The organism is Butyrivibrio sp. LC3010 (assembly GCF_000424385.1).
GTDB lineage: Bacteria > Bacillota > Clostridia > Lachnospirales > Lachnospiraceae > Butyrivibrio.
Genome location: NZ_KE384179.1, coordinates 1 through 17341, shown reverse-complemented (window position 1 = coordinate 17341; position 17341 = coordinate 1). Strand labels below are relative to the sequence as shown.

The 17341-nt window shown below is 40.3% G+C and carries 13 protein-coding genes; 11 read left to right on the top strand and 2 right to left on the bottom strand.

Annotated features, from left to right (window positions below; genetic code table 11):
- Positions 1-388 precede the first annotated feature (388 nt).
- The 3 genes from G622_RS23955 (at position 389) to G622_RS0119890 (ending at position 3451) form a co-directional block, all read left to right on the top strand.
- Positions 389-1561, top strand: coding sequence for an ABC transporter substrate-binding protein (locus G622_RS23955; protein WP_044958214.1), 1173 nt, complete (start codon positions 389-391; stop codon positions 1559-1561).
- 172 nt (positions 1562-1733) lie between these two features.
- Positions 1734-2615: an ABC transporter permease gene (locus G622_RS0119895; protein WP_026512098.1), complete on the top strand. Its 882-nt coding sequence runs from the start codon at positions 1734-1736 to the stop codon at positions 2613-2615.
- 44 nt (positions 2616-2659) lie between these two features.
- Positions 2660-3451 (top strand): ABC transporter ATP-binding protein, encoded by a 792-nt coding sequence (locus G622_RS0119890; RefSeq protein WP_026512097.1) that lies wholly within the window; start codon positions 2660-2662, stop codon positions 3449-3451.
- A 142-nt stretch (positions 3452-3593) separates the two neighbouring features.
- Here the strand turns inward: G622_RS0119890 and G622_RS0119885 are convergent, their stop codons facing one another.
- Both G622_RS0119885 and G622_RS23950 read right to left on the bottom strand, forming a co-directional pair.
- Complete coding sequence (locus G622_RS0119885; protein WP_026512096.1) at positions 3594-3941, bottom strand: hypothetical protein; 348 nt, start codon at positions 3939-3941, stop codon at positions 3594-3596.
- Positions 3942-4001: 60 nt separating this feature from the next.
- Positions 4002-7757, bottom strand: a complete 3756-nt coding sequence (locus G622_RS23950) for a chemotaxis protein CheB (RefSeq protein WP_049945982.1) — start codon at positions 7755-7757, stop codon at positions 4002-4004.
- 100 nt (positions 7758-7857) lie between these two features.
- On the opposite strand from G622_RS23950, the gene G622_RS0119875 reads away from it, so the two are divergent.
- From G622_RS0119875 to G622_RS0119840, 8 genes are all read left to right on the top strand, one after another.
- Positions 7858-9036 (top strand): response regulator, encoded by a 1179-nt coding sequence (locus tag G622_RS0119875; RefSeq protein ID WP_026512095.1) that lies wholly within the window; start codon positions 7858-7860, stop codon positions 9034-9036.
- 5 nt (positions 9037-9041) lie between these two features.
- On the top strand, positions 9042-10013 hold the full coding sequence (locus G622_RS23945) for a leucine-rich repeat protein (RefSeq protein WP_049945981.1): 972 nt from the start codon (positions 9042-9044) through the stop codon (positions 10011-10013).
- A 3-nt stretch (positions 10014-10016) separates the two neighbouring features.
- Positions 10017-11552: a vWA domain-containing protein gene (locus G622_RS0119865; protein ID WP_026512094.1), complete on the top strand. Its 1536-nt coding sequence runs from the start codon at positions 10017-10019 to the stop codon at positions 11550-11552.
- Between the two features lie 297 nt (positions 11553-11849).
- Positions 11850-13433, top strand: a complete 1584-nt coding sequence (locus G622_RS0119860) for an ATP-binding protein (protein WP_026512093.1) — start codon at positions 11850-11852, stop codon at positions 13431-13433.
- A gap of 43 nt (positions 13434-13476) precedes the next feature.
- Complete coding sequence (locus G622_RS27095; RefSeq protein ID WP_256374540.1) at positions 13477-13596, top strand: EamA family transporter; 120 nt, start codon at positions 13477-13479, stop codon at positions 13594-13596.
- Between the two features lie 326 nt (positions 13597-13922).
- Positions 13923-15251, top strand: coding sequence for an AAA family ATPase (locus G622_RS0119855; protein ID WP_026512092.1), 1329 nt, complete (start codon positions 13923-13925; stop codon positions 15249-15251).
- A 2-nt stretch (positions 15252-15253) separates the two neighbouring features.
- A complete protein-coding gene (locus G622_RS23940) occupies positions 15254-15940 on the top strand; it encodes a hypothetical protein (RefSeq protein ID WP_049945980.1) in 687 nt (228 codons plus the stop codon).
- Between the two features lie 399 nt (positions 15941-16339).
- Entirely contained in the window at positions 16340-17089 is a 750-nt protein-coding gene (locus tag G622_RS0119840) for a hypothetical protein (RefSeq protein ID WP_026512091.1), read from the top strand.
- The last annotated feature ends 252 nt before the right edge of the window (positions 17090-17341 follow it).

Sequence of the window (17341 nt, the reverse complement as noted above, 5' to 3'; positions counted from 1 at the left end):
CACCATATATTAAATAATAATAGTGACATTTAGTGTCCAAAGTAATATAAGCAATCGCATCAGTTTTGGTATTTTATAGAAAATATAGTTGTAAGCAAACTGACAATGATAAATATGATGGCATAGCCAAAACAAAGAAAGGAAAGGTGATCATATTATGTGACTACCTTTCCTTTTTTGATGCATTTTCTAAGTCTTATCTATGTGATTTACAAAGGACGGCAAATTTGTTCCTGTGATGAATATGAATAATCTTATGCTGATATTGTAAGCATTTACATTATTTCGATTGACCAAATATTATGTTTGCGATATTATAGTACAAGAACACTTTTACAGTTTAAAGCGTCAAAATGTTTTTGCAATTTCTAGAACGAGGAGGATAAGTATGAAAAAGAAAATTCTTGCCGCAATTCTTAGCGGCGCAATGATTTTTAGCATGACAGGCTGCGCACGTACAGCAGGTGGAAACACAAGTACAACACAGGCTGGCACAGAGGAAAAAGCTGACGAAGATACAGCTGCAGAGGCATCTTCAGAAGCCGAGAGCGCAGAAGAGGCTGATAGTGAAGAAGCTGAGAGCACAGAGGAAGCTGCTGAGGTTACAGAAGAAGCTACTGAGGAAGCTGCAGAGGAGACCGCTGATAAGCCGGAAGAGGGAAAGACTTTCCACGTAGGTGTTATCCAGCTTGTTGAGCATCCCGCACTTGATGCTGCTACCAAGGGCTTTGAGGAAGGACTTGAGGAAGCACTTGCAGCTGATGGATATTCTGTAGAGTTCGATTATCAGAACGCTCAGGGTGAGCAGACCAACTGTGCAACTATCGCAACAAAATTCGTTAATGATAAGGATGATCTTATCATGGCCAATGCTACACCTGCACTTCAGGCAGTAGCAGCAGCTACAGGCGATATCCCGGTTGTTGGAACATCAATCACTGATTACAAGTCAGCAGGCGTTATCAAGGATAACAATGAACCCGGAACAAACGTAACAGGTGCTTCTGACCTTGCTCCCGTAGATGAGCAGATTGCACTTCTTCAGAAGCTCGTACCTGATGCAAAGCAGGTTGGAATTCTTTATTGCTCATCTGAGGCAAATTCAAAGTTCCAGGTTGATCTTGCTAAGGAAGCTCTTGATGCAGCAGGCATTTCCTACAAGGAATATACAGTAGCTGATTCAAATGAGATTCAGTCTGTTGTAACTAATGCAATTGCAAACAGTGATTGCCTCTACATCCCTACAGATAACACTATCGCTGATAACATGTCTATCATTAAGAATGCAGCTTGGCCTGAGAAGCTTCCCATCATCTGCGGTGAGGAGAATATGTGTAAGAATGGTGGCCTTGCTACACTTTCAATCAGTTATTATGATCTTGGTGTGACAGCAGGTAAGCAGGCGTATGAAATTCTTGTAAATGGTAAGAACCCTGCAACAATGCCTATCGAGTTCGTATCTGAGGGTATTACATCTGAGTACAATCCTGAGACAGTAACTGCTATCGAGTTTGATGAGAGTCTTCTTGAAGGCCTTGTTGCTATCGAGATGGGTGAGTAAGATACTTCGCGAGGACTTAGTTCAATACGATTCAACTGTACTAGTTCCATCCTTGTATAAAAGCAGATCTGGCTAAGCCAATTTCTGCAGATATCTAAAAAATATAAGAATTAAAGTGCGAAGGTGCCCGGATTTTATGAGCACCTTCGTTCTTGTAGAGAAGGAGTTTTTTATGGTTTCATTATTGCATGCACTGCCGGGTTCAGTTGCCCAGGGACTAATTTGGGGAATCCTGGCAATCAGTGTTTTCTTAACATTTAAAGTGCTTGATTATGCGGACATGACTGTTGACGGTTCATTTTGTACAGGTGGTGCTACCTGTGTCATGCTGATGCTTTCAGGTCAGAGTGTATATGTTGCACTAATTTGTTCCTTTATCGCAGGAATGTGTGCCGGATATATCACCGGTCTTCTTCACACAATGCTGAAGATTCCGCCGATACTTTCCGGAATTCTTACACAGCTTGGATTGTATTCCATTAACCTTGCTATCATGGGAAAATCGAACCAGGCCATCAGTGTAGATCAGTATGCGCTTATTGTAAGCCTTAGATTTATCAACTATTCAATACTCATGAGTGTAATCATTATTGCAATAATAATATTCCTTCTGTACATGTTCTTCGGAAGTGAAATAGGTTCAGCGATTCGTGCCACAGGTTGTAATCAGAACATGGCAAGAGCTCAGGGCATAAACACCGGAAGATGCATCAGAATTGGTCTTGTGGTAAGTAACGGCCTGACAGCTTTCGCAGGCGGCCTTTATGCACAGTATCAGGGAAATGCTGATGTAAACGCCGGCCGTGGTGCAATTGTAATAGGACTTGCAGCTGTAATCATCGGTGAAGTTATTTTTGGTTCAAGACACAATTTTGCTGTAAGAATGGGCGTTTCAGTTGTTGGTGCGATCATTTATTACATCGTTATCGCAATAGTACTTCAGCTTGGACTTCCTTCAACATATCTCAAACTCTTGAGTGCAGTGCTCGTTGCTATCTTCCTTGGAATACCTGCAATTCAGGGATACCTTGGAATAAAAGTAAAGCAGAGATAATTTGTTTGTAACAGAAATTGCACAGAAAAAGAGGATGATAAATTATGTTAGAAATTAAAAACCTTGTAAAAATATTCAATAAAGGTACGATCAATGAAAGAGTTGCACTAAACGGTGTCAACCTCACATTAAATGACGGAGACTTCGTAACTGTTATCGGTGGTAACGGAGCAGGAAAGTCCACAATCCTTAACGCTGTTGCAGGTGTTTGGCCTGTGGATGCAGGAAGTATTGTTCTTAACGGACATGATATTACAAAGCTTCCTGAATATAAGAGAGCAAAATACATAGGACGTGTTTTCCAGGATCCCATGATGGGAACTGCTGCTACAATGCAGATAGAAGAAAACCTTGCTTTGGCTGCAAGACGCGGACAGAGCAGAGGCTTAAAGAGCGGAATTAACAACTCTGAGAGAGCACAGTATAAGGAACTCTTAAAATCTCTTGATCTTGGACTTGAAGACCGCCTCACAAGTAAGGTTGGACTTCTTTCAGGTGGTCAGAGACAGGCTGTAACACTTCTTATGGCTTCCCTTAAAAAGCCTGATCTGCTGCTTCTTGATGAGCACACCGCAGCACTTGATCCCAAGACTGCGAAGAAGGTTCTTGAGATATCCGAGAGCATCATTCAGGAGCACCACCTTACAGCTCTTATGGTTACACATAACATGAAGGATGCCATCGCCCACGGAAACAGACTGATTATGATGAGCGAAGGAAAAATCATCTATGACGTATCAGGCGAAGAAAAGAAAAAACTTAATGTTTCAGACCTTCTTCAGAAATTCGAAGAAGCCGGAAACGATGAAGTTAATGACTCCATGGTATTATCATAAATTTCAAAATTATAACAAAGGCTGTCACGATGTGGCAGCCTTAAACTTTATATTATTGAGTTTTAGAAAATCACTGCGCAGCCGAAAACGCACATTAACGGATGGCTGTAATGTGTCTGGCCGTAATTATACGACACGTGACCTACTTCAGGGCTTCGAGCAGAGAGTCTCTGATTTTTACGGCTCGCTCATAGTTGTACATGAGGGAGGGGCGGATTTCATTTCTGAGATCATCTGTTACATCGCATAGTGCATAGTAAAGCGGTGTAAGGGATAGATCAGCGCAGGAACCCTTCATTCTGTGGGATACCACAAAGGCATCCTTATATTTCTTTTCTGACATAAGATGAACAAAGTCATCCCAATCATTATTGGTTATGAAGACATCTATCAGACTAAGATAGAACTCCTCATCACCAAGCATTCTTTTAATAGCCGAAGCGGTATCTGCACCCCAGGTATTTAGAGCCTCTATTTTTTTATTCTGCATTCTTTTTCCTCTTAGTGAGAGCCGAGTTTGTTTTGCTTTTCCTTGCTATTACCTGGAAAATTATAAGATTGGCTCATCCAATTGCTTCTGGATAAGAGTAGCAAGATATGAGAAAAGCTTCGATTGATCGATAGGCTTTTCAAGCACTCTATCCATTCCGGCAGCTTCAGCTCTATGCTCTACGTCATTTGCTATGTCAGCTGTCAATGCGATTATCGGGATTGTTGCTGCATCCGGATTACGAAGCGCACGTATATCCTTTGATGCTTCAAGTCCGCTCTTTACAGGCATCATCAAATCCATGAGAATAGCCTGATAGTGGTAAGGTGGTCTGGTCTTGAACATATCAACAGCTTCCTGACCATCTCTTGCTACCTCTGCATGTATTCCTTTTGTCTTTAAAAGCTTTATTATAACCTCAGCGTTAATGGTGTTATCTTCTGCAAGAAGAACGGTTTTGCCAAACAGTAGCTGATCTTCATACTTTTCTGAGCGCTGAGTGTGAAGCGAAATCTGCTCATCTGTGGCGATGGGATAGGAGAGCACCACAACAAATTCAGTGCCTTTTCCCGGAGCACTTGTGCAACTGATGGTACCACCCATAAGCTCAATAAGACTCTTACAGATGAAAAGACCAAGGCCTGAACCCTCTCTGTAAATATCATCAGCTTCTCGGTACTGCTCAAATGGAAGGAACATCTTCTTTTGGAAAGCTTCGCTTATACCTATTCCGGTATCTCTGATTATATAGGTATGGATTGCTTCTTCATCCGTGTATGTGATGTTGGTTGTAAAGAAAATATCTCCGCCACTGGGGGTGAACTTGATGCTGTTGGAAAGAAGGTTTAACAGCGATCTTTCCACATGCTTGGTGTCCATAAGCACATAACGATCCTTGGAACCCGATACCTTACAGTTGAAATGAAGTCCTGCACCTCTTGCCTGCTCACGCGCAATAGTTGAAATTGATGTCAGGATAGCTTCTTCCTTAATGGCTGTACTGATAGATACTATCTTACCTGCGTTAATGCGGCTTGTTTCCAGTATCTCCTCTATAAGAGAAAGAAGGTATTTGCTGGAAGTGAGTATCTTATCAAGATTATCCTTTATGGTGTCAGACACATCATTCTCCTGAAGAGAAAGTTGGGTGAGGCCAAATATAGCTGTTAAAGGAGTTCTCATATCGTGAGACATCTGTGACAGGAAGGATTCCTTCTCGCGGCTGGATTTTACTGCGGCACGGAGTGCTTTTCCCATCTCATCAATCTGTTCCTGATCGTCAATCTGCTTTGTCGTATCAACAAAGGTAAGGACAAGACCTTTAAGCTCACGCTTCTTTTTACGGCTGCCATCCTCGGGATCATCGATGACACCTATTTCATGGTAGGGTGCAATTCTTATGAGATAAGTTTTTCCTGCAACAGAAGCACATCTTTTCTCCACAGGGTTCATCGTATTAAGTACGGTGCGGCATAGTGCGATAAGGTCAATTGTTGCAAAATTATAACTGATATATCTAAGAGACCTTCCTACGTCCTGATCTGCCACGCTGAATTCTGAGGAAATGTACTCTGTATACTTCCTGATGTTGAGGTCATTATCCACCATGAGGATGCCCACAAGGGTGGAAGAGAGGAAGTTCGCCATATCATTGTTGGCAACAGCCAGCTCTGTAACCTTCGACTGGTATTCCGAATTAACGGTGTATAACTCTTCATTAACGGACTGAAGTTCCTCATTACTGGACTGAAGCTCTTCGTTTGCAGTAAGGAGCTCTTCGTTAGCAGCCTGGAGTTCAGCGTTTGTTGACTCAAGTTCAGTAACAGTCTGACGCAGGGAGTTCTTGGTCATCTTGAGCTCGTGCTCAAGGTCGGATATACGCTGAGTGGCAGCAATATCGACCTGATACTCCTGCATATCGATGCTCATATTCTGCCTTCCCCTTAAGAAAGAGATGGCAGTAAAGTCAGTTTCCTGACCGTGATTATCATTGATAGGCTGAGCCACTATTGAAACAAATTCGCCTTTCCCTTCTATTTCAATAGGAATATCTGTGTAAGCCTTCTGACCTTTTTCAAGTCGTGCTTCCTTCAGAGCTGTTGACAGAGCAATCTTAAGGTCATTTCTGATAAGCTGGAAAATATCAAGAGTGACCTGGCCAACAGGCAGGGATATGAGCTTCGAGCAGTCGCCGTAGCTTCTTACCAATTCATTTTTATCATTGATCAAAACTGTGGCGGGCATGAGCTTTTCAAGGACTGAGGTGTCGATTTCATGAGCTTTATAATAAACCGGCTCATCGTCATCATAGCCTGAAACAGCGATAGGATCGATCGGTGTCTCTATGTTACTCATGGAGTAGGCAAGCTGCTCGTGGGATGGTGCATTGCCTTCAGCATAGTGAATGAAAATCTTTTCATCAGCACACACAACTCTGAAAACATCGGAGTAATCAATTACTGACTCCGAGCGTCCAAGGAACAGATAACCTCTGTCAGATAATGCCATGTGGAAAATAGCAAAGAGATTCCTCTGCAGTACAGTCTGGAAGTAGATAAGCACATTTCTGCAGCAGATAAGATCCAGTTTTCCAAAGGGCGGATCCTGGAATACATTGTGCTGTGCAAAAATAATCATCTTCCTTATATCATGGTGGATGACATACTTATTGCCCTTTCTTGTGAAATACTTGGAAAGGCGTGCAACAGAAACATCTTCTATTATATTATTGCCATAAACACCACGTACGGCAGTTCCGATGGAGTCAGGGTCAAGATCAGTGGCAAATATTTTTATATCGCGGCGGATTGAGAGCTCTTCCATGGCTTCTGCAAACAAAATTGCGATGGAATAAGCTTCTTCACCGGTAGAACAACCTGCAACCCAGACACGAAGCTCATCATCTAAATGAGAATCGGTGATAAGCTTTTTGATGACGGTTTCCTTTAGTACTTCGAAATAATCGGAATCTCTGAAAAAAGCGGTAACACCAATAAGAACTTCCTTTGCAAGAAGCTTTGCTTCTTCAGGATTATTGGTCATGTAATTTACATATTCCTGAAGGTTCCTGTTGTGGGTAACAACCAGACGCCTCTCTATTCGCCTTAAGATAGTGGTCTGCTTGTAATAAGCATAGTTAATATTGGTGACGTTCTTAAGTATTGCGAAAATCTTGGAAAGAAGATCATCATCGGTTGTTCCGATCTGAGCCTCTGCATCGATCATGGATTTAGATATATGAGCAAGCTCTCTTGCTATGGAATCCGGTTTTAACATCAGGTCCACGAAACCTGTGGTAATGGCATTTCGCGGCATTCCATCGAATTTAGCGGATTCCGGAGACTGAACTATGATCATACCATTTTGTTCTTTTATGGCTCTTATGCCATTGGTGCCATCGGAGCCTGTTCCTGACAGGATGACGGCAACTGCACGATTTTCATAAGCATAGGCAAGAGAACGGAAGAAGATATCAATAGGATGATTTATCTCCTGGGAGTTCTGCTCTTTAAGCTTCAATATGCCATTTTGAATTTCAATATTATATTTGGGAGGAATCATATATATATGATTTCGCTCTACAGACATGCCATCCTCAATTTCGGTTATGGGCATGGAATTATATTTACCAAGAATATCTACAAGCATACTCTTGTGATTGGGAGCAAGGTGCTGGATTATTACAAATGCCATACCTGTATTGGAAGGCAGGAAAGTAAGAAACTGCTGAAGGGCTTCAAGACCGCCGGCGGATGCTCCTATCCCAACAACACAATGTGGCTGAATATTCACTGACATGTCTTGATGTGTGTACATAATAGATCCCCTTTTTCACAATTAAATTTATAGTAAACTTAACGATGTTATGGTATTATTATCTCACATTTATTATTTTTTTCTAGAGGGGAAAATCGGTATGACAGATAATAAAAATATCCGTGACAAGCTTATTGAAACCAGGCATAAGCTTTATTTTAGTGACTCATTTCTTGAGCAGATGAGCAGAACTGTAAGAGGACCATTATATTCTATCATCGAGTTTTCTAAACTTGCCAGGGACACTAAGGACAGCGGGGTATCCATTGAGCATTATCTTGATCAGATAAGCCGTGCCGGACGTGAAATGAATGAGTCCCTGGATGATGTAATGGCTATGCGTCAGATTGTTATGAAAAACGTAAGCCTCCATGCTGAGAGTATCAAGATTTCTGATCTGGTTAAAGCATTACTGAATGATATGTCATTTTTCCTAAAACACAAAGGAGTGGAAATTGATGTAAAAGATGATGAGTTAAAAGATTATGTTATAGTTGCGGATTATTCTATCCTGTTCCAGGTTCTTAGAAAAATGATAAGAATAGTTTCCGAGACATTATCCAGTAAGAGCAGAATTGAATTCGATATATATAGAAATGAAGAAGTGAACAGAATACTTGAAATAGGATTCAAGGTACATGGGACTGATGTGTCTTTATCCAGCAGTCAGATAGATGCTCTAAAGCTTGAGTATGAAGGGCTTGAGTATGATATGTATTCGACCATTGATACAATGGATCCCATGATTTTCATTTTCAGGTGCTATGTTCATGAGCTGGGAACGGATAATGTCACAGTGAAGAAAGAGGATGACGGCGGATTAAGCATAGATGTGAAGATTAAATTCCCATATATAACAGGTGAGCAGCTTGCGATTCTGAATTCCCGTTCTTATGATTTTTCAAAGAAGAGGATACTTGTGGCAGATGATGATGAGATTAATCTTGAAATCATTGATAAGCTGTTAAGAGCAAAGGGTGCCGAGGTCATTACTGTAAGAGATGGAAGGGAGGCGCTTTTGACCTACAGGACTGAACATGGAAAATTCGATCTCATTTTACTTGATATTGTCATGCCGGATATAGATGGTCTTGCAGTTGCCCGCCAAATAAGAGATACTACTACTATCCCTACTTCTAAGAATATTCCGATCATAGCAATGACGGTAAATGCTTTTCATGAAAATTATGAGCAAAGCCTCAAGGCAGGCATGAACTCACATCTTGTAAAGCCGATAGATTCAGGGAGATTATATAATACATTGGCGGAGTACATTTAAATACAATGAGCTTTACATTTGAATTGAAAAATGGAGCTGACCACAGCTTTTTTGAAATAAAAGGAGACAAAGAAACACCTGCAGGCACGCGGGAGAGAGTTTTGGAAATCCCACAAAGTGCCACTGATGAAAACAATAAAGAGTACCCGGTAGAAGTAATCGGGAATCATGCATTTTCTTCAAGAAAAGATATAGAGGAGATTCATGTTCCTGATTCCATACATACCATACTGGGCTTTGCTTTTCACAATTGCAGTAATTTAAGGAAAATTAAAATGTCAGACAGCGTCACTGAATACCTGGATGGAAGTACGAGGCAGTGCGAAAATCTGACCGAAATAGAAATAGACATAAACCGTGGAAATTATCAGATTATAAGGCGAATTCTGGAGGATAACGACAGAAGACTGGCCTTTAGAATGCATCTTTCGGGAGAGGATGCATTTCTGGTTTTCCCCGGTTTTAATTATGACTTCGTTGAAAATACAATGGCAAGGACAATTCAGTTTGCTATCGAAGGGACAGGCTATGCCTATCGCGAATGTGTTAAAGCCAGTGAGATAAATTTCAGAGAGTATGATAATATGTTCTCCAAAGCGTCAGCTGATGACAGCGTTACAGCGGAGATGATTGCTATCGGAAGACTCTCGTTCCCGTATGAACTCTCTGATGATAGCAGGAATAATTATGAAAACTGGCTGTCTCAAAATGCTCTTAAGAATCTAAAGAGAGTGATCAACCTGAAAAATGGTATAGTTACAGAACCGGATTCCGGTCCGGAGGATCATTTTGATTTCTATATTAAAAGGAAGTTTATCGGGAAAGAGGTCGCAGATCAGCTGTCACATATAGCATCTGACCATGGGATGACTGCCCTTGTGGGAATGTTAATGAATTATGCAAACAGCCTTTCTATGGAAACTGCAGAAGGCGCAGATGCTCTAAAGGATGATGGATTTTTGGAATTGGATTTTTAATATATGACAAAAAACGAACAACAGGAAAAACTTGGAAATAAAATATGGAATTCTGTGAAAACTGAACTGCTTTTATCCATGCGCTTTTTGGCGCCTGGCCTCTCGGTACTGGAGATCAGAAAGGATCTTAGCACCACCTCTGTCGGGACTGACGGCGAGAGCGTTCTTTACAATCCTAATTATGTTTTCAAAACCTATGTGGAGGATCCCTCTAAGTTAAACAGAACTTACCTGCATATGCTGCTGCATTGCATGTTCAGACATTTGTACAGGGCGGCTGAGTTTGGTGACACTGAGATGTGGGATCTTGCCTGCGATATAGCGGTTGAGCATATACTTGACTCCATGGATTATCAGTGCATCTATCGCGTGAGCTCTGACCTCAGGGAGAGATGGTATGATAAGCTTCAGGAAGAGCTGAAGGTGCTGACCGCAGAGAAGATATATCACTACTTTGAGAGCCATGTCAGCTGGGGGGAATATTCTTATACTAATAGTTCAAGTGAGAATGTTTCTTTTTTGGATAAGAGTGAATCATACAAAAGAAGTTCATCGGAAGCAGCAGGTAATAGTACCGGGAGTGATATTGCAGAGACAACTGTAGAGGATAGTACCGGCGTAAGTAAATCGGGCAAATCCGGAGAAAAGAGTTTGATCACAGAGGATACCTGGAACCGCCTTGTGAGGGAATTTAAGTTTGACGATCACGGTTTCTGGGAGCGCCTTGAGGATAAGAAGGACGAGAACCAAAAGCAGGATAAGCCTGACATCGATATGCAGATGCAGATGAGGCTTAGAAGAGCCAATAAAAAGGAAATAGAGGATGCCTGGAAAAATACCGCCAAGAGAATAAAGAGTGACATTGCAAGTCTTGGTGATGAGAAGAGCAAGGAGAGCGGAAGCCTTAAGTTTTATCTGAAAGCTGAAACCGCAGACAAGGTTTATTACACGGAGTTTTTGAATCAGATAGCTGTTGTCAGGGAAGAGATACGAATAGACCCCGATTCCTTTGACTACGGACTTTATAATTATGGAATGGAAATCTATGGTAATATGCCGCTAATTGAGGAAAATGAGTACAGCGAGACCCACAAGATAGATGAGCTTGTCATAGCAATTGACACCTCTGCTTCATGCTCAGAGGAGCTGGTTCAGAGTTTCCTGAATGAGACAGCGGGGATACTCAGGATGAGTGGTAACTTTTTCAGGCAGATCCATGTTCACATCATTGAATGTGATAACAAGGTGCAGAAGGATATTGAAATAAATCACCCCGAAGAGATGGAAGAATACGCCCGAAATTTTGAAGTGGCAGGTGGTTATGGTACTGATTTCAGACCTGTCTTTTCGTATGTTGATGACCTTAGAAGAAAGGGACAGTTAAAGCATCTGAGGGGACTTATGTATTTCACGGACGGATTCGGTGATTATCCTGAGAATCCCACAGATTATGATACAGCCTTTGTTTTTCCTATGGATAAACAAAACGGTGCAGACAAGATGCCAAACTGGGCAATCCAGTTATACATAGATTATTGAATTTCCTCAGAAATTCAATAATCGTACTGGACCAGGCCCTCGCAAAGCGAGGGGCGTGTCCTGCGGAACGCAGGATTCTTGAACGCTTTTACCTTTTTGCGTTCAAGAAGTCATAGATTCCTGTTTTTCCTCAGAAAAACGGGAATCGTATTGGACCAGGTCCTCGCGAAGCGAGGGGCGTGTCCTGCCGAAGGCAGGATTTTTGTGGGCGATTTCCGCTTTTGCCCACAAAAAGTCATGACTTCTTAAAAGCGATAAGGAAAAGGCGTTCAAGAATCTCAATATAAAGGAGCATAAATGAATATCAAAGAAGCAAAACAGGAAATTATCAATACGATCAAAGCGTATCGGAAAAAGGATGAGATGGGAAACTATTTGATTCCTGTTCAGAAACAGCGCCCGATACTTCTAATAGGACCTCCGGGTATAGGAAAAACCGCTATCATGGAGCAGGTTGCAGAGGAACTGTCTGTAAATCTGGTTTCATACACAATAACTCACCACACAAGACAAAGTGCGATTGGACTCCCATTTATTTCAAAAAAGGAATACGGCGGAAAGGAAACTTCTGTAACCGAGTACACCATGAGTGAGATCATTGCCTCTGTATATGACAGGATAAATCAGACGGGAGTTAAGGAAGGCATACTTTTCCTTGATGAGATCAACTGCGTGTCCGAGACACTGGTTCCCACCATGCTTCAGTTTTTACAGTATAAGACCTTTGGTGCGCATCAGGTTCCCGAGGGCTTTATTATCGTAACCGCAGGAAATCCGCCCCAGTACAACAAGGCTGTAAGGGATTTTGATATTGTAACCCTTGACCGTGTAAAGAGAATTGACATCGAAGAGGATCTTGAAGCCTTCAAGGAATATGCCGATGTGAACGGAGTGCATGGTTCAATCCTTGCATACCTTGATATTCACAAGGACAACTTTTACAGCATTAAAAATGACATCCAGGGAAAACGTTTTGTCACCGCAAGAGGCTGGGAGGATTTATCACAGCTTATCAGAGCTTATGAAAAGCTTGGAATCGAAGTGGATGAAAAGGTTACTATCCAGTATCTGCAGGAGCCTGAAATTGCAAGAGATTTTGCTATGTATTACGCCCTCTACCACAAGTATGAGGACCTCTATAACATAGGAGAAATCCTTAAGGGAAGCATACCCGCAGAGCGCGATAAGCTAAGAAAAGCGCCCTTTGATGAAAAGCTCAGTATCATAAATCTGCTGATTGACAGACTTAATCAGGAGTTTTCTTCTTACGACAGAGAACTGAATGTTCAGAAGCAGGTACAAAAGGAGATTCTTGCTATTGTTAAGGGAAATGCGCCTCAGAGCGGAGATGGTAAGGCAGCAGGAATTAGAGAGAATAGTAGTGATTCAATAGGGAATAATAGTTCTGTGGCAGAAGAAAATAAAGATGCAGTAAGTTGTGTATATGAGAGACTTTCAAAGAGAGTATCAGAGCTTATGGAGGAGTATGACCACAAGGCAGGTGAACACCTTATGAACAAGTCTTCTGAAATAGTATTAAAGAAGACAATCTCAGCCCTCGAAGAGCTCGAAGCCCAGATTAATGGAATACAGGATGAAGATGCCAAGAAGCAGATTAAGGTTTGGTTCCAAGGCCGGGAAAAAGACCGCAGAGGAAATGCACATACAACAGGTAAGCACCTGTCCAACTGCTTTACTTTCCTTCAGAAAATCTATGGAGAAGAGCAGGAGATGGTTCTTTTCCTTACAAGACTTGATGCAGGACATTACAGCCTTAATTTCATTCAGAATGAAGGCTCGGAAGAATATTACAAATATAACCAGCTACTGCTATTAAGGGATAGAAGAAGGGAAATAGTTGAGCAGATATTGGAAGTATGATAAGAGGTGTTAACTTGAAGAGATTACTGGCTATCGCATCTTTTTGACCTATATGTGGACAATGTTTCTTTCGTATTTGATTCTTAACGAGAAGATTACTAAAAGAAAAATAGCAGGTGTCATACTTATACTTATTGGGGCGGTATTTGTGTCAATTAAATAATGAGGATTTGAAAATGAATTAAACTTTTTGGGGCCGAAAAGTTTAATTCATTTTTATTTAGGAGAATATATCGACTAAAATATAAATGAATTAAACATTGATATATTTATAACAATAAAAAATAATACAGCAGTAGGTATTTGAAAAATGAATTTAAGGACAGAATTGAGTATTGATATATAATAAATAATGAATTTTATTTAAAGCTATAATTCATAGAACTAAAAACTCTACATGATATATAAAAATAAAATGAAGTACATGTATAGATTGAATTCATTTATAAAATTTGGTATTGTAATATCAGGAAATATGGAGGAAAAAAGGTGAAGATTAATAGTATCACTGTAGCAGGTTTTAAGAATATAAAAAAGACGCGGCTTGAACTAGATAGCATATGTGCGCTTATTTCGACAAATAATTATGGCAAATCTAATCTTATGGAGGCCATAGATTTTGGTTTTGATTTTATTCATGAGTCACGTAAGGGTAGAAAGAACATGATGTCATGGATAAAAGGAATTCCTTTATGTACCATTATGCAGGATGATGAATATTATTTTGAGGTTGAATTCTGCGATGAAGAGCTAGCGGAGTATAAGTTCGTTAGATATGGTTTTTCATTTAAGTGGCACCGAGATGATGATTCCGGTGAAGTGATTACTAATGAATGGATTGAAGCAAGAGAAAATACCAGTGTCAGATATAATTCTTTCTTAAAACGTAACGAAGGGAAATATCGAAAAGGCAAGGATACAGTAGCATACAGGAAGATTGAACTTGATGATCTGCAGCTAGCAATTGATGTATTAGCTCTTTTAGATGACATTGATATTTCGGGCGTAGTCAAGGATATTCATGACATTACATTTAGAGTTTGTTCGTCATTGGATTTAGGCGATAGATATCAACCATCTCCTCTTGAATATATTGAGGATGAGGAGGATTCAATAAGATTTGATGATGCAGATGTTCCAAAGGCATTATTTGTTCTAAAAAAGAAGAATCCTGAGCTTTATGAATTGTTCGAGGAAGCGGTATATACGCTATTCCCTGACTTTGCATCCATAAGTTTAAACGAATTCACCTTGATGGATCAGAACATGGAAAAACAGATTGCTGTTAAGGTAGGAGACAAAGAACTAACACCTGAAGAAATAGAAAAAGAGATACCGTTTAAAATACGCGAGCATGTATATAGATTATTCGTGAAGAGTGAGTTTATGAATCAGCCTGTTAGTATGGCGAACATGTCAACAGGTACAAAGAGAGCAATTTGGCTACTAACTAATGCTTTTGTTGCAAACCTTGTCAAGGCAGGGATAGTTGGAGTTGAGGAAATTGAGACTAGTATTCATCCTCGAATGATTAAGAATTTGCTTGAAATAATTAATGAAGCTTTAGGAGATGCTCCACTTATTGTTTCTAGCCATTCGCCATACCTTGTACAGTACCTTAAACCTGAGAAAATCTATGTCGGTATTCCTAATGCCAACGGAGTTGCGGAATTTAGAAGGATTCAAAAAAATAAGGTCAAAAATATTGTATCTAATGCCCGTGATCTTGGCCTTTCAGTAGGTGAATACCTATTTGAACTACTATCCGGTGACTCAGATTCATTTGAAATATTAGAGAGCTATTTGGAGGTGAACTGAGTTTGGGAGAGTATACAAGGGGCATAGCCTTTGTCTTAGAGGGAGCGACAGAGAAAGTATTTTATAGAACTTTCTTGAAATGGCTTGCAGAACAGAATAACTGCTCGTTTGTGAAGGGCGACAATCTTGACAATGGCGACATTTATTTTGAATGGGACAATGGCGCAGAGACTATATTGATAAAATTTAATATTGTTGGTACGGTTACACAGGTATCGCATTCCGGAAAGTGGTTTGCAAGTAAATGCGCTAAGAAATATAAGATGCCATGGAAGGTTTTTCTGTGCTATGACACTGATAGTTCCGAATATGATATTACCAAGTTTTATCAGGATGATTGGAGACTATTACGCAAGGACTTGGTAAAGGCAAAAGCAGAGGAGATAATTGATCTTGCTGCCAGTGCAGACATTGAAGATATAATCCTTTTTGATTTGCAGGGAGTATGCGCATACTTGGGAATTGATATACCAGAAAAACTATCTGGTCGCAAAGGAAAGGCCAAGATTAAGGCGTTATACAGATCTTGTGGCAATACATATCATGAAGGTGATAAGGCTGAGTCCATGATTGAAACGTTAGATTTTCAAAGAATAGTAGATTGCAGTCCGCTGGAATTAGAAAAGTTATCCACAACATTAACAAAACCACAAAATATAATGGAAGACTCAGAATCAAATAAAGAATGATTTGAATTGGTCAGACAGTGTCTGACCAATTAGACAGATAGGAGTAGCATAATTGCTGCTCCTTTTTCTATGTAACAAATTGAGAACAGCGCGTAACGTATTGAGACCGCTTTTTGTACGGCAGTTGCCTTATGATTAAAGAGTCTTAAGAATATCGATATTTCCAAGTGTATGAGACCATTTCAAAGGAGTGAGACGATGGCTAGAAGAAATATAGTAGAGCGATACAGCAGAGCTACAGTAGAGAAACGCGTTGAGATCATTCTTGATAATTACGCGACATTTAACCGCATTTATCAGTAAAATAATGCTTTCTTTACATGGTTTTTATATTTATATGAGAAAATTAAATTAGCATGAGAAAATGGAAGTATTGTCCACAAATGAAAGGAGGCCGGTATGCATAATAAGAATCATATTTTGGCAGCTGTAATGCTATCTATGGCGGTAATTGTCATGAATACTTCAGCATTTGGTATGCGAAGCATCGCCGGTCCTTCAGAAGATAGGGGAAGTAACACATTTTCAAATCAGGAAAATGCAGAAGGTAATGGGAATTTCACGGCTACAATGCCTGGTGATCCGGGAAACATTTCCAGGGAGACAGAGGTGGAACTCTCTGATTTTGATTGGTTTTTGGATAACCTGATCTACGATGATTTTGAGAAAATCTATTATTACGATATACATCCTCTTTCACAGACTGTGACAGATAAGAGTAAGCTTGAAGGTACCTGGGACATGGTTATCTATCATCATCCGGATCAGACAGTATTTGCACCATCACCGCTTTTCTTGGGGAAGGAAATTGGAAAACTCTACATTGAGAATGATGGAGATGACAATCTGAAGATTTCCATGAAAATCACAGAGGCCATACCTGATAACCCCGGTGATACGAATCCTGTTGATGAAAATGCCTTTGTTATAGATGGCTTTTGGAATTTAAGCGGAATAATAAATGCAAATATTGAGGGCGGAGGCTCTCTTGATATCTATAACTTTTTCACTTTACCTGATGAGAATGTTCATGCAACCGGATCATTGAGAATTATGACCCAGGATAAGAGTATCTATAATGCATATCTTGGACTAAATAAGTGTGATGAGAGACCGCTTCGTGGTGATGCGGCCAATATCGTACATTAAATGGCACTGAAGTTTGATTTTGGGCTGATGAAAAGATAGTGTCAAATAATCTATGAAAAAACTGGGTCAAAAAAATAGGCTCAGATGAACCTTGAAAAATGCAGATATTTAGATTGAGGTAGCCGGACGCCACCCTTGACAGCACAAAAAATAACTGCTGACGGTTAATCACCGACGGCGAAGAACTCAAGAACAATCAGATTTTCTCCGTCGTTTGCAGCAGTGTAGCAGTTATTTTTTGTGCCATCAAGG